Here is a 19462-nt window from a genome sequence, read left to right as displayed (position 1 = left end):
TCCCATGTCCCGCGTTCCCCGTGACTTCTACGAGGAGCTCGTCCGCACCTCTCAGGGCACCCGCGCCGGCTTCCTCACCGAGCGTGAGCGCTGGCTGCGCGCCCTGCCCGTGGAGGCCCGCGAGGAGCTCCTCTTCGAGTTCGAGATGCTCCTGCGCGCCGTGGAGCGCTACGTCCAACTCCACGACAATGGCGTCATCGACGCCCAGGACAAGCCGCTCGTCACCCGCGACTTCCGCGAGGAGCTCAAGGACGTCCGCGCCACCCTCAGCCAGGCCATCCGCCTCGCCCGGCACCTGCTGGATCCCGACTCGAACCAGAAGCTCCAGTTCCGTCGCTACGTCGAGACGCAGCTCGCCGACGACAACACGCGCCGCTCTCGCATCGAGGGCGAGCTGGACCAGGAGACGCCCCAGGAGAGCCTCTTCGTCCTGCGCCAGTCCTTCGAGTCGCTGCGCAACCTCATCGACCACCTGTTGCAGCTTCCGGTGTGCGGGCTGAGCCTCTTCAACGACGTGGGCAACCTCGTCCTGCGGGAGATCGTCCTCAACCGCTACTTCCGGCCCTTCCGGCTCAACGAGTTCCGCCTGGAGTACGACCGGCTGCGCTCGGTGCGCCTGCTGACGCTGCTCTCCACGGTGCCCGTGGAGACCCGGCCCCTCTTCACCACCACCTACCTGAGCCTGTTCCGCTTGCTGCACTGTCTGGCCTACGTCAGCCAGGATGCGCAGGGCCCCATCCCCCGCCGCGTGCGTGTGGTGCTCGCCCTGGTGCGCAGCGAGGCCCTCAGCCTCGTGGGCTACCTGAAGAACGAGTTGGCTCCCAAGGCTGGTCCCAAGCCCCTTCAGGCCGCGTGCCTGCGCGCCGCCCGCGACATCGCCCGCGAGACGGAGCGCATCGCCCGCGACATCCTCGTCGAGCTGGACCGGGACCGCGCCGCCGCCGCCCGTGCCTCCTACGCTTTCACCCAGCTCTTCCAGACCCAGGTGGTGGCCCTCACCGAGGCACTCTCTCCTGGCTCCGCCACGGGCGAGGCTCCCTTCGAGCAGCTTGCCTCCCCGATGGAAGCTGCCGAGCGCCTGCGCAAGGACCTCTGGGTTTTCTCTCAGCTGTGCCGCGCCGCCGAAGGACACCTGCGTAACGACGACGTCGTCTCCGCGGAGTCCGTCATCTCCAGCATCGTGGCCTTCCTCGGCTACTTCCAGGACGGCAGCTACCAGCTCCTGCGCTACGTGGACTACGAGGCCTTCGACCGCTTCAGCGCGCTCCTCACCGAGCTCCCCTGGCCGCCCGAGGGTCCCGCTGTCCGCACTCGCCTCATCGAGGACCTGCGTGCCTTCTCCATGGTGCTGGAGAACACCTTCGCCGCCGTCAGCCGCCGCGCCCAGCTCCGGGGTTTCAACTTCGATCGGGCCGAGGCCGAGCTGCTCCGCGATCGCTTCCTCGCCGCCACCCGGTGACACAGTTGTCGTGAATCCGTCACCGTAAGTACTCCTTGTGTCACGGATTCGTTCGCCAACCGTTTGATTCCAGGCATCCGCTTGCGTTATTTGGTCGCGCAATGACGCGCCCTGACGGAGCGCGGCGTGTCGAAGTTCTGACACGTTTGTCACGGTGACGGGGTAGGTGCACAGCGAGTCGAGGGGGGGAGGGTGGCCGGCGGTTTCGGGCCCCCAGGCGAACCAGACAAAAACTCCAGTGGATTCATACACTTGGGGCTCCGAGGGGACCTCACCGGTCTTCCTCCCAGGTGGCAACCCACTGGCGTGTGGTTTGCATCGATACGCGGCGCGTCAGATGAGCATTGAACATTGACGGGCCTGTCCCTGGAGGAGCCTCCAGGGGTGGGGCAGAGCAGCACCCGCATCGATTCAGAGGCGACACCGATCATGCCTTACACCTCGTACAACCAGCGCACCCTCTCGCACCCCGTTCGTTGCCAGGGCGTGGGGCTCCATTCCGGCGCGCCGGTGAACCTCGCGTTGCTGCCGGCGCCGGTGAACCACGGCATCGTCTTCGTTCGCACGGACACGCCGCGTCCGGTCGCCATCCCCGCCCTCACTGAGTACGTGGTGGACACGTCGCTGGCCACCACCCTGGGCAAGGACGGCGTGAAGGTGAGCACGGTGGAGCACCTGATGTCGGCGCTGGCCGGCATGGGGCTGGACAACGTGCGCGTGGAGCTGGACGGGCCCGAGGTGCCCATCATGGACGGCAGCGCCGCCCCCTTCGCTTCCCTCATCGCCGAGGCCGGTGTGCGTGAGCAGGAGGAGCCCCGCCGTCTGCTCGTCATCAAGAAGACGATCTCCGTGGTGGATGGGGACAAGGAGGCGAGCTTCTCTCCCGCCAACCGCTTCCGCATCTCCTGCACCGTTGATTTCAAGCACCCGCTCATCACCGAGCAGTCCTTCGATCTGGAGTTCTCTGATCGGTGCTTCGCCCGTGAGATCTCCCGCGCGCGCACCTTCGGCTTCCTCCGGGATGTGGAGATGCTCAAGAAGATGGGCCTGGCCCGGGGCGGCTCGCTGGAGAACGCCATCGTGGTGGACGAGTTCTCCATCCTCAACCCGGACGGCCTGCGCTTCCCGGACGAGTTCGTGCGCCACAAGATTCTCGACGCCGTGGGAGACATCTCCCTGTTCGGCCACCCGGTGGTGGGCCACCTCAAGGCCTTCAAGACGGGGCACGCGCTCAACCAGAAGCTCGTGAAGGCAGTGCTGGCGGATCCTTCCAGCTACGAGATCGTCCCGGCCCGCAAGCATCTGGAGTTGCCCGAGCTGCGCCTGCCGGAGATCGGCCTCGAGCCGCTGGTGGCCTGACAACACGCAGGCCCCGGAGGGCATGAGAAATTTCTTTGCGAGTCCGGGGTTTTCTCGACTAAGGACCCGTACCCATGCTCATGCGCTCAACTTCTTCCACCATTCTGGCCGCGCTTCTCGCGGCCTCTCTCTTCTCCGGTTGCAACAAGGAGAAGGCTCCGGCGACTGCCCCCACGACGACGACCACCACCTCGGCGGAGCCCACGCCGGACACGGTCGTGGCCACCTTCGGTGACGGCCAGAAGATCACCTTCGGTGAGCTCAACGATCGCATCAAGGAGCCGCTGGCCAACCTCGAGAAGCAGAAGTACCAGCTGCGCAAGCAGGGCATTGAGGGCTTCGTGGTGGAGAAGCTCGTGCAGGCCGAGGCCAAGAAGCGCAACCTCACCGAGGAGCAGCTGATCAAGGCCGAGGTCGACGACAAGATCCCGCAGCCGCCCGAGGAAGAGCTCAAGAAGATGTACGAGGAGGCCAAGGATCGGCTGCCCCCTGGCACCACGTATGAGCAGGTCAAGCCGCAGATCGTCGACTTCCTCAGCGGCTCCAAGAAGCAGGAGCGCGCGCGCGAGTTCTTCAACGAGCTGAAGAAGACGGCCAACGTGCAGATCACCCTGCCCGAGCCGCCCAAGCCGCCGGTGGAGCGCAAGCAGGTGGCCGCCACGGGCGCCGCGAAGGGCCCGGACAGCGCGCCCATCACCATCGTGGAGTTCAGCGACTTCCAGTGCCCGTTCTGCAGCCGCGCCAACGAGACGGTGGATCAGGTGCTGAAGGCCTATCCGGACAAGATCCGCCTGGTGTTCCGCCACTTCCCGCTGGAGTTCCACCAGCAGGCGCCCAAGGCCTCCGAGGCCTCGCTGTGCGCCCAGGACCAGGGCAAGTTCTGGGAGATGCACGACAAGCTCTTCGCCAACCAGAAGGCGCTCGAGGTGCCGGCGCTCAAGGGCTACGCCAAGGAGCTGGGCCTGGACACCGGCAAGTTCGACAAGTGCCTGGACTCCGGTGAGAAGGGCTCCATCGTCCAGACCGACCTGGCCGACGGCAAGAAGGCGGGCGTCAACGGCACCCCGGCCTTCTTCATCAACGGCATCCTGATCTCCGGCGCCCAGCCCTTCGACGAGTTCAAGAGCGTCATCGACGCCGAGCTCCAGCCGAAGAAGTAGAGGAGCCATTCCGCGTGGCGTCTCGCCCCAAGGCAACGCCTCGTGTGGGGTTGAGCGGTGAGCCGGGTGTGCTCGAGCTGGAGCGCCCCCTCGCCGCCAACCTCTCCCCCGGCCGTCCCCTCGCGGCGCACTTCCATTCGCCCGAGGGGATGGTGCTGTTGCGGGAGCCCGCTGCGCTCACCGGCTTCTTCGCCGGCAGCCTCAGCTCCCTGTCCGTGGAGGAAGTGCTCGGCCACGTCCTGTCGGGCATCCGCAGCGGTCAGCTCATCTTCCAGCACGGCCTGGTCCATCGCACCGTCAGCTTCCGAGACGGGCAGCCTGTCTTCGCCGTCTCCAGCGTGCACCATGAGCGGCTCGGCGCCGTGGTGGTTCAGCTAGGGCTCGTCACTCCCGAGCAGTTGCACCAGGCCCTCGGCAAGGTGACGCCCACCCTGCGCATCGGCGCGGTGCTCACCCGCGAGGGTTTCCTCTCCGAGGCCAACCTCTACAGCGCCATGACGTACCTGGTGCGCGAGGTGGTGCTCAACCTCTTCGAGATGGCCGAGGGCAGCTTCCTCTTCCTCGAGGGGCGTCCGCCCGAGGGCGACGCGGTGAAGCTCCAGGAGCGCACCCGGGACCTCGTCCTGCAAGGCATGAAGCGCGGCGAGGTGGTGGCTCGGCTGCGCAAGCACTTCCCGGACGACACGCCCGTGGTGGCTGGCCCCGAGGCTCCACCGCTCGGTGAGGAGGCCCTCTTCGCCACGGCCGCGAACGGCACCACGCTGGGCGCGCTGCGCTCCGTCTGGGAGGGAAGCCTCTTCTCCTTCCTCACCTGGGTGGAGGAGCGCACGCGGGATGGGGCCCTCCTCGTCCAGCAGAAGAGCACCACGCCGCCCCTGCCCCGGCGCGCCTCCGGCACCTTCATGGCGGTGCCTCCTCCTCCCGTGGCTCCCATGGTGCCGCTGGGTCCCGAGGAGCGCTTCAACGCGCTGCTGGCTCAAATCCACACCGCGCTGCGCCTCGCGGGCGCCAACCCGGACCTGATGCGCGGCTTCCTCGAGTCGCCTCAGCAGGGCCTGGAGTCGGCCTACGAGGGGGTGACGCTCGGCCCCGATGGCCGGGTGGATGTGGCGCGCATCCGCCAGAACGTCTCCAGTGGTGGCGAGGCGCTGGCTCGCGCCATGACACTCGAGGCGCTCGACGCCTTCGTTTCCTACGCGCTCTTCTCCGCGCGCAACGTGCTGCCGGGCGAGATGTCCGAGCGGCTCTACCGCGGCTACCGAGAACTCCAGGAGGGACTCTCGTGACGGACGCTTCTCTCGCGCGGGCCCGGCTCGCGCTCGCCGCGGATCTCCCGTTGGAAGACGGTCTGCGCCTCTACCAGCAGGTGGCTCCCCACGTGGGCTACGCGAAGGTGGGCCTGTCGCTCTTCGTCGAGCATGGCCCTGCCGCCGTGGCCGCCTTCCAGCGTCTGGGCGCCAAGGTGTTCCTCGACCTGAAGCTGCACGACATCCCCAACACCGTGGAGCTGGCGGCCGCTCGCGCCGGGGCCCTGGGCGTGTCCCTGCTCACCGTGCACGCCGCTGGGGGCGAGGCCATGTTGAAGGCCGCCGTGAAGGGCGCTCGTGAGGGCGCCCGGTCCAAGGGGCACGAGGCTCCCCGGGTGCTCGCGGTGACGGTGCTCACCTCCATGTCCGCGGAGGATGTGGCCTCGGTGGGGCTCTCCGGCGCTCCGGAGGCGGCGGCGCTGCGGCTGGCGAAGCTGGCCGTGGGGGCGGGTGTGGACGGGCTGGTGTGCTCGCCCCGCGAGGCCGAGGCCTTTCGCCGCGAGCTTGGCCCTGCTCCCTTCCTGTGCACTCCCGGCATCCGTCCCGCGGGCGCTGCCAAGGGGGATCAGAGCCGTGCGGAGACGCCTGCCTTCGCGGTGCGTGCGGGCGCGGACCTGCTGGTGGTGGGTCGTCCCATCCACACCGCTGCTGATCCGCTGAGCGCTGCACGTTCCATCGCCGAGGAAGTTTCCACCGCCTGACAGCGGACGGTGCGGTCTCGCCATTCCCCCCTGGCCGCCCTTGACTGCCGTCCCCAGGTTGTCCCCGCAAGGCCATCCGGCCGGGGAGAACACATGGACGCAAGGCGGTTGTTGGGGTGGGGCTTGCTCGCGCTGTGCACGGCGTGCAGCGGGGCCAGGCAGGCGGTGCGTGAGCCTTCCGGGTCGGGGACGGGTGGTTCCGGAGTGGCGGCCCGCGAACAGTCCATGGACTCCGAGGATCTGGCCTCTCGACGCTACGTGGACCACGCGATGGGCTTCGAGCTCATCCAGCCCGGCGGCGACTGGCAGTTGGATCAGACGGACGAGCAGACCCCCGAGGGGCTCACCATTCCCGTCGTCCTGCGCCACCCCAGCAGCGGCGCCCAGGTGGTCTTGCAGGTGGCGCCCGCGGTGGCCTCGCCCGCTCAGTTCGCCGAGCGGTTGACGGTGGGCCTGCGCAGCCAGCCCGGCTTCGTCACCAGCGAGCCCGAGCCGTTGCCCATGTCCGACAGCGCCGTGGGCTTCTACTTCAGCGTGGGCAACAACGTGCGTGGCCGGGTGGTGGTGCGCGACGGCAGCGCCGGCCACGTCTTCATGATGCTCGCCACCTGGCCGGCCAGTGCGCCGGACGAGGTGCCGCAGGCGGTGAACGCCCTCTTCGAGAGCGTTCGCCCGCTGCCTGTCGTGCCCGAGCAGACCTGAGAGGGCTCAGCCCTTGGCCTTGCCGCCGCGCGCCGGCTTGGAGGAGGGGGCCTCGGTGGCCTCGCTCCCCTCGAGCTGGTTGGCGCGGCGCCGCACGTACTCCACCAGCGTGCGCACGCCCACGCCCGTGCCGCCCTTGCCCAGGTAGCCGCGCTCCTTGGGGCTGGTGGACGGGCCGGCGATATCCAGGTGCACCCACGGCGTGTCGCCGACGAACTCCTTGAGGAAGAGGGCCGCGTTGATGGCGCCGCCCCACCGCTCGCCGGAGTTCTTCATGTCCGCCACATCCGAGCGCAGCACGTCCTTCTGCAGCTCGCTCACCGGCAGGCGCCACATCTCCTCGCCCGCAGCGCGCGCCGCATCCAGCACGTCGTTCACCGCGCCGTCGTGCTCGCCGAAGGCGCCCACGATGTAGTTGCCCAGGGCGACGACACACGCGCCGGTGAGCGTGGCCAGGTCGATGAGCACCGCCGGCTTGTGCTCCGTGGCCCACGTCATCACGTCACCGAGCACCAGGCGGCCCTCGGCGTCCGTGTTGGTGATCTCCACCGTCTTGCCCAGGCGCGACACGAGGATGTCGCTGGGCCGGTACGAGGTGCCCGAGGGCATGTTCTCGCAGGCGCCGATGAAGGCGTGCACGGGGAAGGGCGGCTTGAGGGTGGCGATCACCTTCATGGCGCCGAGCACCGCCGCCGAGCCGGCCATGTCCGTCTTCATGTCCACCATGGAGTCCGTGGGCTTGAGCGACAGGCCGCCCGAGTCGAAGGTGATGGCCTTGCCCACCAGCGCCACCGGGGCGTTCTTCGCGTGCTTCGCGTTCTTCGGCGTGTACTCGACGTGGATGAGCTTGGGCTCGTTGTGGCTGCCCTGCGCCACGCCGAGGAACATCCCCATCTTCAGCTTCTCAATCTCCTTGCGGCTGCCGACGGAGATCTTGATGCCCGCCTCGCGCGCCATCTCCTGCGCGGCCCGGGCGAGCGCCTCGGGGTTGACGACGTTGGGGGGCTCGTTGACCAGGTCTCTCGCCCAGTTGGTGGCCTCCGCCACGCGCTGGGCGAGCGCCACCGCCTGATCGTGCTCCTTCGTCTTGTCCACGCCGCCGGGCAGGGCCAGCCGCACCGTGGTCAGCTTGGGGGCGTTCTTCTCCTCCTTGGCCGAGGACTTGTAACGCTCGAAGCGATAGGCGCCCAGCTCCAGGCCCTCCACCACGGCGCGCAGGGCGGCAAGGGTGTCCTGCGTCTCGGGCACGGAGAACACGAGCGTGCGCACCTTGAGGCGCTGGGCCGTCTTCGCGGCGCGGCCGGCCGCCAGGCGCAGCACCTCGGGGGTGTACTTGTTGCGAGAGCCCAGGCCCAGCAGCAGCACGCGCTCCGCCTCGAGCTTGCCGTGCGCATGCATGACGAAGCTCTGCTCGCCCTTGCCCTTGAAGCCCTCCTGGGTGGCGGCGGTGAGGAGCCGGCCCTCCAGCGCCTTGTCGGAACCGGCCAGCGGCGCGGGCGGCTTGTCCCCGGTCTCGCCTTCGAAGAGGGGAATCACGAGCAGCTCGCCGCTCGCGCGGGCGGCCTCGCCGGAGATGAAGCTGAAGTTCATGAGGGACACGGGCTCCTGAGAAATAGGGGGTCGCGACTGTAGCGCCGAGAATGTTTCAGGCAAGAACGGTCGAGCGATCCGTCATTGCATGGACGTCTCCATGTGGCTACGTCCGTGGCATATGCCCTCGTTGCTGCTGCATCTCACGGCGATTGAACGACTGGCCGCCAACCCAGGCGAGCTGCCCGAGGACTTCGCGCGGGCGCTGTCCGAGGACCTGGCCTATGCGCGCTTCGGCGCGGCGCTGCCGGATCTCCCCCTGTGTGAAGGCGTCCGAGGCGGGCTGCGCGCCTGCTACTCCGGGCAGGACTGGCCTCACTTCGCGCGGCTGTACCATGAGAAGGCGCCCGTGGGCATGGGCCTGAAGATGGCCGAGCTGGTGGCCGCCGGAGCGCTGGTGGGCACCGAGGCCGGGCTGGCGCTGCTGGCTGGCTACTTCACCCACCTCTCCCTGGACAGGGCGCTTCATCCACGAGTGGACAGCCTGGTGATTCGCCATCGGCGCCGGGGCGAGCACGCGCTCGTGGCCCACCGGCAGATTGAATGGACGCAGACACTCTTCTACCTGCGAGAGCTGCACGGGGTGGACCTGGTGGGCAGCCCGCGCCTGCGCTCGAAGTTCGAGGTCACCAAGAGCGCTGGCTTTCCGGTGAAGGGCATCGGCCGCGGCATCTACGAGCTGGTGCGGCTGGCCTCGCAGGAGACGCTGCAGGAAGCGCCCACCAAACAACAGGTGGACGGGTGGGCCCGGGGCCTCTACCTGGCGGGGCTCTACCTTTCCAGCCCCCTGGGTCGGATGCGGGCGCTGCCTGCCTGGTCGCAGCTCAGCTTCCAGGAGCTGTACCGCAACGACACCTTCGACTTCGCCGCCGAGGTGGAACTCGCAGTGGATCAGGCTCGCGCGGTGTTGCGCCGTCTGCTGGCGTACATGGCGCGCGGCATTTTCACTCCGCGTGCCCGTGCGCGTTTCCTCGAGGAGTTCCCCGAGGGCACCATTGGTGCATGCGCCGCGTAGGCGCGCTCTGCACGAAGAGCAACCGGCCGATCGAGCACCGAGGGTCAAGGGGAATGCCGCTATCCGATCAGCAAGGCGGCCCCTATCCTCTTCGTGGGTATGACGCTTCTCCTCCTGATATCCGCCGGTGTCCTCGCGGGCCTCACCGGCGCGCTGCTGGGTGTAGGTGGAGGGGTCATTCTCGTCCCCACCCTGGTCCTGGGCTTCAAGGTGCCGCTGGAGGATGCCGTCCCCGCGAGCCTCATGTGTGTGGTGGCCAGCTCCTGCGGCGCGGCGGCCAGCTACGTGGAGCGCCGACTCAGTGACATTCGCCTCGGGCTGACGCTGGAGCTGGCCACGGTGATGGGGGCCATCGTCGGTGGGTTGGTGGCGGCCCTGCTGGCTCCCGCGTGGGTGGCCCTGGTGTTCGGGCTCTTCACCCTCTACGTGTCGGCGCAGATGCTCCTGGCACGTGCGCCGCCGGAGCAGGGTATCGAGGAGTACGTGCCCACCAACTTCCCGCTGGGCATCTCCGGCTCCTTCGTAGCCGGGGGCCTGTCAGCGCTGCTGGGGGTGGGAGGCGGTCCTCTCAAGGTGCCCCTGATGAGCTACGGCATGGGGGTGCCCTTCAAGGTGGCCAGCGCCACCAGCAACCTCATGATCGGCGTGACGGGGGCGGCGAGCGTGGCCGCCTACGCCTGGCGCGGGCACGTGAAGCTCGCGCTGGTGGCGCCGCTGGTGGTGGGGGTGCTGGCGGGTGCCTCGGTGGGATGCAGGCTGATGCCTCGCGTCCCCACGTCGGTGTTGCGGAGGTTGTTCGCTCTGGTGCTGCTGCTGGTGGCAGTCCAGATGCTGTGGAAGGGAGGGGAGGGACTGTGGCCGAGCCTGCCGAGATGACGAGTGCACCCCCCGTGGTGACGGGGGCAATTCCCGTGAAGGTGCAGAACACCGTCCAGGTGGAGTTGCCGCGTGTGGCCCATTCCGGACAGAGGGAGACGGCACCTCCCCAGCCTCAATCAGCCTCTGCTGCCCCCGTTATTCCCGGGCGGGCGAGCACCTCAGCCCAAGTTGCGCGCGCGGAGGCGGGGGAGCAGTGGATCTCCCGGCTCCTCCGGGGTGGCGCCATGTGCAGCGGAGGGCTCTTCCTCGCCTCGCTAGCGCTGGAGTCCCTGCCTCAGTCCGAGACCGTGCACGTGGCCATCGACGTGCTGCGCAAGGGCGCGGCCTCGGCCTTGTTGGTGACGCCCGTGGTGCGGCTAGTAGTGGCCGGCACCACCCTGGGCATCCGCGGCGAGTGGAAGTACGCGCTCTATGCGGCTGGCGTACTGGGACTGCTCGCGCTGGCCGTAGGCGCGGGACTCCACGCCTGAGTCACACCCCGCGCGCGTCGAAGTGGGCCAACACCTTCCGGGCCTTGGCCACGTCGTCGGCGCGTCCCTGCTCCTCGAAGAGCGGAATCACCGCCTCGAGCTCGGCGCGCGCGGTCTTCCAGTCCTGCACGAAGGTGCACGCGATGCTCAGGTCCCACCGGGCCCGCGCCTCGTAGGCATGGTCATGCAGCTGCTCGTACAGCTCCGCCGCCTCCTTCAGGTGCGGACGCGCGGCATCGTGGTTGCCCAGCAGGCCCTCTGCCTCGCCCAGCAGCAACCGGCACAGCGCCAGCGGCTCGGGATCGCCTTCCTTCTCCAACAGGGGCAGTGCCTCCGAGAAGCGCTTGCGCGCCGCCTCGTACTCGCCCGCCTCCATGCGGATGTCGCCGATGTCCAACAGGAGCTGGGCGATGCGCGGCCCGTTCTTCGCCTGCCGGTACAGCAGCAGCGCCTCCTGGTACTTCTCCTCGGCGCCCTTGGCCTGGCCCAGCGAGCGCAGCGACTCGCCGATGGCTGCCCGGCACAGCGCCTCGTTCTCCTGATCCTTCAGCTCGTTGAAGAGGGCCGTGGCTCCGGCGATGTGCTCGATGGCACGCCGGTGATCCTCGAAGTTGGCGCTCACCACCCCCAGGCCGAAGAGCACCTGCGCCTGGCCGTGCTTGTCTCCGGCCGTCTGGAAGTGGCCCAGTGCCTCCTCGTAGTGGCGGCGGCTCTCCGCATGGTCCTCGAGCATGCCGTGCAGCTCGGCCAGGTACACCAGCCCCTTGCCGATCTCCGCCGGGTCGCCGGTGATGCGCGTCGTGGCGAGCGCGTTGCGCTGGTTCTGCAGGGCTTCTTGGATGTGGGCGCGTTCGGTGTCGGTCAGGCTCATGATCGGGGCTCAGTGCTCCTCGCCCTTGTTGCGTCGGCGCGGCTGCTTGTCCAGCGAATCCGCACGGAGCGACTCGCGGTGCTCGCCATTGCGGTGCTCGCCGCCGTTGCCGCGGCCGGCCTCGTGCACCAGCAGGGGCGAGAAGAAGCAGTCCTTCTTGGTGTATTCGTCGAAGGAGAAGGCGAAGCGGTAGCTGGCCGCCGCGCGCTGGTTGCAGTCGGTGCGCTCGCAGAAGCGGCAGGAGATGCCGCTGGGCACCGCGTCCTTGCGCAGATCCGTGGTGGGCAGTCCGTACGCCAGGTACTTCGCGTTCTCCGCGTGCGTCCCCAGGCCGATGGAGTAGGCCGTGCCGCGCACGATGGAGCCCTCGGTCGGCTGCAGCTGCACCTTCGCGAAGCAGAAGTACGAGGTGCCGTCCGGCATCATCGAGTACTGCCGGGTGATTTGAGACGGGTTGAGGAAGGCCAGGTGCACGGCCCACTTGCCGCACGAGCCACCGCCCGTGGCGAACTTGATGCCCGTGCCGCTGTAGCGCTTGGAGATGTTGCCGGCGATGTCCGAGCGCAGGAAGTGGAAGGGCAGGCCCTTGCGCTTGGGATCCGACAGGTTGCACAGCCGGTGGGCCACCGTCTCGTACGTGGTGCCGAAGAGGTTGGAGAGCAGCTCCACGTCGTAGCGCGTACGCTCCACCTCCTTGAAGAAGTCCCCGTACGGCAGCATCAGCGCGCCGGCGAAGTAGTTGGCCAGGTTCACCTTGATGAGCCGCAGCGTCTCCGCGTGCCGCGTGCGCGCCGCCCCGACGATGCGCTCCACCAGCTTCTCCCGGTCCAGCGCCATCAGGCCGATGGACGCGGCGAGCTGGAACTTGAGCGGCTGCTCGGTCAGGTCCGGCGAGAGGATCAGCTCCTGGGTCTCCGGATCGAACCGGCGCACCACCGAGGAGCCGCTGACCGCGGACTCGAAGCGCACGCGGTAGCCAAAGCGCTCCTCCAGCAGCGGCACCAGTTGCTGGCTGGTGAGCAGCCGCCCCAGCTTGAAGTCGCGCCGCAGCGCTTCGGCCTGCTCCTCCAACTCGGGGAAGTAGTTGTGATGCGTCTGGAGGAAGTCGCTCACCTCATCGAAGGGTGAGTAGTCGAAGCGCAGGCCTGGCCCGGACGCGCTGCCCGGCACCGCCTGCGTGCGCGCCTGCTCCTCGGCGTTGAGCTGCGCCAGCACGTTCTCCAACTGCGTGCGCGTGTTCTTGTAGAGGTTGAAGAGCGCCGCCACCGTGCCCGCGAGCTTCGGCTCCGCCGACAGGCTCTGCAGGGACTCCGGATCGATATCGAGGCTCTTGAGCAGCGGCTCGTCCAGCAGCTTCGCGAGCGCCTCGTCCACCCGGCCCTCGCCCAGCGTGGACATGAACTGCTCGGGGTCCTGATCGAAATACCGCAGGGCCTTCCACAGCAGCGGGAAGGGCATCACCCGCTTGCCCTTCTCGATCAGGTTCAGGTACGCCGGGGAGACCCCCAGGTCCTTGGCCGCGTCTGTCTGCTTGATGTTCCGTGCGAGCCTCAGACTGCGCAGCTTCAGGCCCACGTTCGCGTTGAGTGCGTTCTCGTTCATCTGCGCGTCCTGGAGGGGTGGTGTCACTCCAGTACCGGGTCCCTCCGACACGCCCACTGTGCGGAGGCTTTTACCGATTTGCAATAAACGTTTTCGGATGCAACCACCCCTGTCTGGCAGGGAACCCCGAGCGGCCCTGGGGGGCATCCCAACGTGTTCATCAGTGGGTAAGTGGTTGATTTTACAACGCTTGGTAGGTCGCTCTGCGACCTGTCCCACGGTACATGCCGCTGGCTGTCAAAGTTTTACCCTTGCGGTTTACTGATACCGGGGGAGCCCAAGAGGTTGGGGGTATGGCGGGAGACCCAAGGGCTGGTCGGCTGCCCGGGTGGCATGGGAGAGGTGGGCCATGCCTCCGTCCAGGCCGGGTCTCTTCCTCGTGGCAACCGCCGCCCTGTGGTGGGCGCTGTGCTCCTGTCAGCCGGTTCGTGCGCGCACGCTGGCTCCTCGCGAGGAGTCGGGTGCCCTGCGCTACCACGTCACCTACGTGCGCGAGCCCCAACACGCGCTGGAGGTGGGCCTCGTCCGCGTGGGGGAGGGGGCTCCGCTCGAGTTCCTCTTCAGCCAGCCCGGAGGTGTCGAGCAGGTGCGCGTCTTCGGCCGGGATGGTTCGGAGCGCGAACTGCCGGTGCCCGCAGATGGTCACGTGCTCGTTCCTCCGGGCACACGCTCGTTGCATTACCGCTACCCGTTGGAGGCGCGCTCGCGCGGGAGACACGCGGGCTTCTTCACTGGCATGGGCGAGGGCGACTCCTGGCATGTCGCGGGCCGGGCCTGGCTGTTGCGCCCGCGCACGGTGAGCCCGGTCTCGAGCGCGGAGCTCGTGGTGGAGGGCGTGGACGCGCTGCTGCCCTGGGAGCCGGATGAGCGCGGTGTCTATCGGCTGACGGGGGAGGATCTGGTGAACTCAGGCTTCCACGGCTTCGGCGGACGGCGGTGCACGGTGCGTCTGCCGGGCGCGGTGGTGGAGGTGGCGGTGATCGGCCGCCTGTCGCGCATGGACGACTCGGCCCTCTGTGCGTGGCTCCACCAGGCCGCCAGCGAGGTGCTGACGGTGCGGCGCTCCTTCCCGTACCCGCGCGTCACCGTGCGCCTCGTCGCGGTGCCAGGACGCGAGGACCCCGTTCCCTTCGGCATGGTGCTGTGGAGCACTCCACCGAGCATCTCGCTGCTGGTGGGCCAGGATGCAGAGCCAGCTTCCTTCACTCGGGACTGGGTGGCCGTGCACGAGATCCTCCACCTGGCGCATCCGGTCATCCTCCCGCGTGTCGCATGGCTGTCCGAGGGCCTGGCCACCTACTACACGGAGCTGGCACGGGCGCGCTCGGGCAGGCAGACCCCGGAGCGTGCGTGGATGGAGCTGCTGGCCGGCTTCGAGCGAGGACGCCGCGCCGTGGGCTCACGGACGATGGAGGACGTTGTCACTCGGGGTGACTCCTACATGGGCACGTATTGGACGGGTGCGCTCGTCGCCCTGCACCTGGACGTTGAGCTGCGCCGCGTCCCTGGCAACACGCGCGGTCTCGACGAGGTGCTCGAGCGGCTTGCTGCGTCTGGCTCCATTGCAACTTTCGATGGATTCGGTGCTGCGGTGGACTCGGTTGCCGGCCGGCCGCTCTTCCACGAGGTGCTGTCTCGCCACCTGACCCGGCCAGCTTTTGCCGAGTTGGAGCCTCTGTTAGAAGCGCTGGGCGTGGAGCGCGCGCCGGACGGAGTCGAGCTGGGAAGCACACGGGACAGCCCGCTTCGGGACGCCCTGATGGTCCCTCGGTGAGGTCCCTGTAACCGGAAAATCCGTCAGGCGTAGGACAGGGCGCGAGCTCCTCGCAGACGATCAACCCACGCAGTGAAAGGAACCACCATGAACATCAAGACCATGGCTGCCATCGTCGGTACCCTCTCCCTCGGCACGCTGGCGACCGGCTGTGCGACCGCGAAGCCCGCGGCCGCCGCCACCGAGGAGAAGGGCAGCGAGAACTCCTGCAAGGGCGACGCGGCCGCCACCAAGGAGAAGGGCGGCGAGGCTCAGTGCGGTGGCCAGAAGGCCGGCACCACCGAGGAGAAGGGTGGCGAGCACAAGTGCGGCGCCAGCGGCTGTGGCGGCGCCAAGCCGCAGTAATGAATAGCCCCTGAGGTCTCAGGGGTTGTCTTCCGGGCGGCTGGGGAGCCTCTTCCCGCCGCCCGTGTCTTTTTCCTGAGGAGCTGCCGGTGAGCTATGCGCGCAGACATGGGCTGAAGCCGCTCGGGGCGGGCATCGGGTTGCGGCGCGAGTTCTACGCGCGGCTGCCGGAGACCTCCCGCGCCCTGGACTGGGTGGAGATCATCCCCGAGAACTTCCTCACCCTGGGGGGCCGTTCGCAGCGCGCGTTGGATGCGTGTGTGGAGCGCTGGCCGGCGCTGCCGCACGGGGTGGCGTTGAACATCGGCGGGCCGGAGCCGCTCGACGAGGACTACCTCTCGCGGCTGAAGGCGCTGGTGGAGCGGGTGGACGCGCCCTTCTTCTCAGACCACCTCTGCTACTCGCGGCTGCGAGGCGCGTACCTGCATGATCTGCTGCCGCTGCCCTTCTCGGAGGAGGCGGTGGAGCACGTGGTGCCGCGGGTGCGCGAGGTGAAGGAGCGGGTGGGCCGGCCCTTCTTGCTGGAGAACCCGAGCTATTACGCGCGCATGCCGGGGGGCACCCTGGATGAGGCGGCCTTCCTGCGGCACGTGGCCGAGGAGGCGGACTGCGGCCTGCTGCTGGACGTGAACAACGTGTACGTGAACGCGCAGAACCACGGGTATGACCCGAGGGCCTTCGTGGACGCGCTGCCGCTGGAGCGGGTGGTTCAAATCCACCTGGCGGGCCACGAGCAGCAGCCGGACGTGATCATCGACACGCACGGGGCGCCGGTCTGCGACGAGGTGTGGTCGCTGTACCGCTATGTGCTGGAGCGCACGGGGCCGGTGTCGACGCTGATGGAGTGGGACCAGGACATTCCCTCGCTGGAGGCGGTGCTGGACGAGGCGGACCGAGCGCGGGCGATGCTGGCGGAGGTTGAGCTGGCCCGGGCGGTGGCGCGATGAAACCGGGACTGCGCGGCTTCTTCGACTCGATGGAGCAGTACCTCACGCGGCCGGGCCCGGACGCGCTGGATCGGCTCTACGCGGCGCACCCGGGCTGGGACGCGCCGCGCTCGCGGGTGTCGCTCTACGGGGCGATGGTGCGCCACCACGTGACGTCCACGCTGGGGAAGCTCTACCCGCTCACGCGCGCGGGCGTGGACGAGGCGCGATGGGCGGAGCTGGTGCGGGCGTACGAGGCCTCGAGTCCCTCGCGGCCCTACGAGATGAACCGCCTGGGCGAGGGCTTCCCGGGGTTCCTCGCGGACGAGGCGGTGAGGCGCGGGCTGCCGGACTTCCTGCCGGCGCTGGCGCGCTTCGAGTGGACGGACTTCGCGGTGTACGCGTCGATGGAGCCGGTGCCGGCGCGGGTGGAGCGGCTGACGGTGAACCCCACGCTGGCGGTGCTGGAGCACCCCTTCCAGCTCTGCGCGTACGTGCGGCAGCAGAAGCGGGGACCGCCGGAGCGGGGGCAGGAAATGGCGCTGCTGTGGCGCCACCCGGAGCGTCTGGTGACGATGTTCCTGGCCGCGAACGACCGCTCGCTGCTGACGTTGAAGATGGCGGTGGAGGGACTGACGCCGCCCCAGGTCGCGGAGGCGACGGGTGTGGCCGAGGCCGACATCCGCGCCGCGGTGGCGTCCTGTGTGGAGGACGGCCTCGTCCTGTCGCCTTGAGGCTTCACCGGGCGGAGACCACCGCCCGGTGAGGGCGGCTCCGGCGTGGACCGGAGCCGCCGGAGCGGGTGCCGCTACTGGAGGATGACCTGGCAGGTGTTGCCGCTCGTGCTGGCCTTGCACCTCAGACCATCGCAGCACGCGACGGTCCCGCCGCACGAGGCATTGGGGCCGGCGCACGGCGGGGTGCAGGTGCAGTTGTTGCCCTGGCAATCGCCGCCGGTGGTGTTGTCCAGGCAGCGCAGGCCGTCGCAGCAGGAGGCGGCGGTCGAGCACGGCTGGTTGGTCTCCGAGCACTGCGGGATGGCCTTGCACACGCAGGCGCCGCTCACGTCACAGGGGATGGGCGGATCCCGGTTGAGCTGCACGCACTGCAGGCCGTTGCAGCAGGTGGAGCCGCCCGAGCCGCATCCCTCGCTCTCCGTGGAGCACCCGTTGCTCACCAGGTACTGGGCCCACTGGGCGATGTGGTTGGAGGTGTCGAGCGCCTGGAAGGGCAGCGCGAAGGCCGGGTAGGAGGGGTCCCCTCCCGCGCTCACCTTGTCCGGGTCCACCGCCGCCATCCACAGCAGGGTGCTCCAGGAGTTCTCGCTCGAGGAGGACGTGGTGGGCTGGCGCAGGCCGTACTTGCGCGAGGAGGAGAACGTCACCCACATGAGCTTGCTGTTCTCGCCGTTGTTGCCGCGCGTCACGAAGGGGCTCCACTTCGGATAGCTGTTGGTCAGCTTCGTCTCGCTCTTGTCCATCACGCCGCCCCGGTTGGCATTGGTCAACTCCACCGGCGTCGCGTTGGCCTGCAGCTTCGCGGCCCACAGCATGGCGGACGGATCCGTGTCGGTGTTGCAGTTCGTGCCCGAATTGCCGGAGGGGCAGGTGGACTCGTTGAACACGAGGAACGAGTTGTCGGGCGCGATGGCCGGGTAGTAGCGGTTCACGCCAGTCTTGGACGGCACCACCGTCACCGGATCGTTCCAGCCGTCCGTCTTCGCCGTCACCATCTTGATGGCGCCCATGGCGCTGCGCTGGTTCGTTCCGGCGATGCCCATGGACATGTAGGCGATCTTCTGGCCATCCGCGCTCCAGTCGGGGTGGTTGGCGGGGTTGGTCTTCGTGCCGGTGTTGGGGATGTCCCCTTCGATGGCCGCGGTGTCGCCGTTGAAGATCCTCAGGTTGTAGCTGGTGGCGTTGTCGTCGGCGTAGGTGCCGACGAACTTCGTGCCCTCCGGGTTCCAGGACTCGAAGTTGCTCAGCTTGGTGCCACTCTGGGCCAGGTTGACCTTGTCCGTGGCGGAGTTGAAGGTGGACAGGTCCACCAGGGCCAGCCGGCCGTCGTTCTGGCCATTGACCTCGGCCACCAGCTTCTTGCCGTTGCGGCTCAGCGCATGGCAGCCCACGCAGTTCACGCCGGTGTTGATGTTGCTGGCCCTGAGCACGGAGGTGGCGCTCTGGGCGCCGGTACCGGCGAAGTCATAGCGCATCACGCCGGTGCCACCGGACGTCGTCCAGTAGTAGAGGGCGCCCTTGATCTCTGCGCGGGCGAACTGGATGGAGATGGGATCGGAGACGCCCACCTTGCCGGTGCCCGTGTCGTCCGTGGCGCGCAGGATGAGCCGCACCGGCAGGCCGCCGCGGTTGCTCTCGGCCAGGAAGCTCCACACCTTCGCCTCGGGCGTGTAGATGCAGCCGCGCTGACCCGACGGCACCGTGCCCGCGGCCGGAGTGAAGCCGCTCGGCAGGTAGCAGCGCAGGTAGACGCGCACGTTGGTGATGGTGTTGGAGAACTGGAGCTCGAACAGCGTGTTGGTGCTGGGCCCCGACAGGAAGTGGATCTCCAGCTGTCCCAGGTTGGGCGGCACCATGACGCCGTGGTTGGGGTAGACGAGCTGCGGCTTGAGCGCGGCATCCACCGCACCATTGAACCGCGTGTCCGGGTCGGCGGGCACGGTGGGGGTGCCGCTGGGGCCCGAGGAGTCCGGCACCTTCTGATCCAGCTTCACCGTGAGCTCGGTGGAGCCGGACGTGGTGCCAATCCGGGCGCGCACGGGGCTGACGCCGCCGACGGTGGCGCTCGAGGTGAAGTTCGCCCCGACGAAGGCGCCCAGGCGCGTGTCGTCGATGCTGAAGGTGGCCTGGCTCGTCACGTCCTCGGTGAACCCGTTCGCGTAGGTACCGGTGACGGTGAAGCGCTGGGACACACCCGTGCTGCCCGTGACGGTGAGGATCGGTTTGTTGGGGTTGAGGGTCAGCGTGCTCAGCGTGGAGCCGCCACTGCCGCCACCATCGGGATCGCCGCCTCCGTCCGTTCCGCCACCGCCACCGTCGCCGCCGCCGTCCTGCCCGCCATTCAGCCCGCCGTCCGCGGTGTTACCGCCGTCGGGACCGCCGGAGGGGGGTTCGCCGCAGTCACAAGCGGATAGCGCCGTCACTACGAGCAGGGTGCCGAGGAGCCAGGTTTTCTTACTCATGGCCCGCTAGCGTATCGATATTTCTGACGTCTGGCTTGAGGTTCATGAATGCTGCCCGCAGGGCATCCATTCACACCACAAGCGTGAAGCTCAGCCGCAACTC

At 68.5% G+C, this 19462-nt stretch carries 17 protein-coding genes; 13 read left to right on the top strand and 4 right to left on the bottom strand.

All coding sequences use genetic code 11. The annotated features are described in order from the left end of the window. Positions 1-4: 4 nt before the first annotated feature. The 6 genes from OV287_RS36610 to OV287_RS36585 all read left to right on the top strand — a co-directional run bounded on the left by OV287_RS36610 (position 5) and on the right by OV287_RS36585 (position 6688). Positions 5-1459 (top strand): hypothetical protein, encoded by a 1455-nt coding sequence (locus OV287_RS36610; RefSeq protein WP_267542478.1) that lies wholly within the window; start codon positions 5-7, stop codon positions 1457-1459. Positions 1460-1888: 429 nt separating this feature from the next. Beyond that, the gene (gene lpxC / locus OV287_RS36605) at positions 1889-2818 is read left to right on the top strand and encodes a UDP-3-O-acyl-N-acetylglucosamine deacetylase (protein WP_267538670.1); all 930 of its coding nucleotides are present in this window, start codon (positions 1889-1891) and stop codon (positions 2816-2818) included. A gap of 80 nt (positions 2819-2898) precedes the next feature. Continuing rightward, complete coding sequence (locus tag OV287_RS36600; protein ID WP_373371927.1) at positions 2899-3978, top strand: thioredoxin domain-containing protein; 1080 nt, start codon at positions 2899-2901, stop codon at positions 3976-3978. A gap of 14 nt (positions 3979-3992) precedes the next feature. Next, entirely contained in the window at positions 3993-5264 is a 1272-nt protein-coding gene (locus OV287_RS36595) for a DUF4388 domain-containing protein (protein ID WP_267538668.1), read from the top strand. Continuing rightward, positions 5261-5986, top strand: a complete 726-nt coding sequence (gene pyrF, locus OV287_RS36590) for an orotidine-5'-phosphate decarboxylase (protein WP_267538667.1) — start codon at positions 5261-5263, stop codon at positions 5984-5986. Before OV287_RS36595 ends, pyrF begins: the two co-directional genes overlap by 4 nt. A gap of 93 nt (positions 5987-6079) precedes the next feature. Next, entirely contained in the window at positions 6080-6688 is a 609-nt protein-coding gene (locus tag OV287_RS36585) for a hypothetical protein (protein WP_267538666.1), read from the top strand. Positions 6689-6694: 6 nt separating this feature from the next. Here the strand turns inward: OV287_RS36585 and OV287_RS36580 are convergent, their stop codons facing one another. Next, positions 6695-8278, bottom strand: a complete 1584-nt coding sequence (locus OV287_RS36580) for a leucyl aminopeptidase (RefSeq protein ID WP_267538665.1) — start codon at positions 8276-8278, stop codon at positions 6695-6697. Between the two features lie 100 nt (positions 8279-8378). Here OV287_RS36580 and OV287_RS36575 point away from each other — a divergent pair, with 100 nt between their 5' ends. The 3 genes from OV287_RS36575 to OV287_RS36565 all read left to right on the top strand — a co-directional run bounded on the left by OV287_RS36575 (position 8379) and on the right by OV287_RS36565 (position 10642). Beyond that, on the top strand, positions 8379-9293 hold the full coding sequence (locus OV287_RS36575; RefSeq protein ID WP_267538664.1) for a zinc dependent phospholipase C family protein: 915 nt from the start codon (positions 8379-8381) through the stop codon (positions 9291-9293). 99 nt (positions 9294-9392) lie between these two features. Further along, positions 9393-10169, top strand: a complete 777-nt coding sequence (locus tag OV287_RS36570) for a sulfite exporter TauE/SafE family protein (RefSeq protein WP_267538663.1) — start codon at positions 9393-9395, stop codon at positions 10167-10169. After that, positions 10166-10642: a hypothetical protein gene (locus tag OV287_RS36565; protein ID WP_267538662.1), complete on the top strand. Its 477-nt coding sequence runs from the start codon at positions 10166-10168 to the stop codon at positions 10640-10642. Before OV287_RS36570 ends, OV287_RS36565 begins: the two co-directional genes overlap by 4 nt. 1 nt (position 10643) lies before the next feature. On the opposite strand, the gene OV287_RS36560 is transcribed toward OV287_RS36565, so the two are convergent. Both OV287_RS36560 and OV287_RS36555 read right to left on the bottom strand, forming a co-directional pair. Then, the gene (locus tag OV287_RS36560; protein ID WP_267538661.1) at positions 10644-11513 is read right to left on the bottom strand and encodes a tetratricopeptide repeat protein; all 870 of its coding nucleotides are present in this window, start codon (positions 11511-11513) and stop codon (positions 10644-10646) included. Between the two features lie 9 nt (positions 11514-11522). Then, entirely contained in the window at positions 11523-13115 is a 1593-nt protein-coding gene (locus OV287_RS36555) for a helix-turn-helix domain-containing protein (protein ID WP_267538660.1), read from the bottom strand. A 349-nt stretch (positions 13116-13464) separates the two neighbouring features. Here OV287_RS36555 and OV287_RS36550 point away from each other — a divergent pair, with 349 nt between their 5' ends. The 4 genes from OV287_RS36550 to OV287_RS36535 all read left to right on the top strand — a co-directional run bounded on the left by OV287_RS36550 (position 13465) and on the right by OV287_RS36535 (position 16894). Further along, positions 13465-14889, top strand: a complete 1425-nt coding sequence (locus OV287_RS36550) for a M61 metallopeptidase family protein (protein ID WP_267538659.1) — start codon at positions 13465-13467, stop codon at positions 14887-14889. A gap of 87 nt (positions 14890-14976) precedes the next feature. After that, positions 14977-15234, top strand: a complete 258-nt coding sequence (locus tag OV287_RS36545; protein ID WP_267538658.1) for a hypothetical protein — start codon at positions 14977-14979, stop codon at positions 15232-15234. A gap of 83 nt (positions 15235-15317) precedes the next feature. Beyond that, a complete protein-coding gene (bufB, locus tag OV287_RS36540) occupies positions 15318-16181 on the top strand; it encodes an MNIO family bufferin maturase (protein ID WP_267542477.1) in 864 nt (287 codons plus the stop codon). Beyond that, positions 16178-16894, top strand: a complete 717-nt coding sequence (locus OV287_RS36535; RefSeq protein ID WP_267538657.1) for an HvfC/BufC N-terminal domain-containing protein — start codon at positions 16178-16180, stop codon at positions 16892-16894. The genes bufB and OV287_RS36535 overlap by 4 nt, the downstream gene beginning before the upstream one ends. A 74-nt stretch (positions 16895-16968) precedes the next feature. Here the strand turns inward: OV287_RS36535 and OV287_RS36530 are convergent, their stop codons facing one another. Then, positions 16969-19359 (bottom strand): TolB family protein, encoded by a 2391-nt coding sequence (locus OV287_RS36530; RefSeq protein WP_267538656.1) that lies wholly within the window; start codon positions 19357-19359, stop codon positions 16969-16971. Positions 19360-19462: the final 103 nt, after the last annotated feature.

It is taken from the genome of Archangium lansingense (assembly GCF_026626635.1).
GTDB classification, from domain to species: Bacteria; Myxococcota; Myxococcia; order Myxococcales; family Myxococcaceae; genus Archangium; species Archangium lansingense.
Note: the sequence above shows the minus strand (reverse complement) of the source record. Positions and strands in the feature narration are given on the sequence as shown.

Excerpts from the sequence above, each read along its gene's own strand:
- OV287_RS36530 (WP_267538656.1), bottom strand. The coding sequence starts at position 19,359 with ATGAGTAAGAAAACCTGGCTCCTCGGCACCCTGCTCGTAGTGACGGCG.
- OV287_RS36580 (WP_267538665.1), bottom strand. The coding sequence starts at position 8,278 with ATGAACTTCAGCTTCATCTCCGGCGAGGCCGCCCGCGCGAGCGGCGAG.
- OV287_RS36600 (WP_373371927.1), top strand. The coding sequence starts at position 2,899 with ATGCGCTCAACTTCTTCCACCATTCTGGCCGCGCTTCTCGCGGCCTCT.
- OV287_RS36545 (WP_267538658.1), top strand. The coding sequence starts at position 14,977 with ATGAACATCAAGACCATGGCTGCCATCGTCGGTACCCTCTCCCTCGGC.
- lpxC (WP_267538670.1), top strand. The coding sequence starts at position 1,889 with ATGCCTTACACCTCGTACAACCAGCGCACCCTCTCGCACCCCGTTCGT.
- OV287_RS36550 (WP_267538659.1), top strand. The coding sequence starts at position 13,465 with ATGCCTCCGTCCAGGCCGGGTCTCTTCCTCGTGGCAACCGCCGCCCTG.
- OV287_RS36575 (WP_267538664.1), top strand. The coding sequence starts at position 8,379 with ATGTGGCTACGTCCGTGGCATATGCCCTCGTTGCTGCTGCATCTCACG.
- OV287_RS36560 (WP_267538661.1), bottom strand. The coding sequence starts at position 11,513 with ATGAGCCTGACCGACACCGAACGCGCCCACATCCAAGAAGCCCTGCAG.
- OV287_RS36610 (WP_267542478.1), top strand. The coding sequence starts at position 5 with ATGTCCCGCGTTCCCCGTGACTTCTACGAGGAGCTCGTCCGCACCTCT.
- OV287_RS36555 (WP_267538660.1), bottom strand. The coding sequence starts at position 13,115 with ATGAACGAGAACGCACTCAACGCGAACGTGGGCCTGAAGCTGCGCAGT.
- OV287_RS36570 (WP_267538663.1), top strand. The coding sequence starts at position 9,393 with ATGACGCTTCTCCTCCTGATATCCGCCGGTGTCCTCGCGGGCCTCACC.
- OV287_RS36535 (WP_267538657.1), top strand. The coding sequence starts at position 16,178 with ATGAAACCGGGACTGCGCGGCTTCTTCGACTCGATGGAGCAGTACCTC.
- OV287_RS36565 (WP_267538662.1), top strand. The coding sequence starts at position 10,166 with ATGACGAGTGCACCCCCCGTGGTGACGGGGGCAATTCCCGTGAAGGTG.
- OV287_RS36585 (WP_267538666.1), top strand. The coding sequence starts at position 6,080 with ATGGACGCAAGGCGGTTGTTGGGGTGGGGCTTGCTCGCGCTGTGCACG.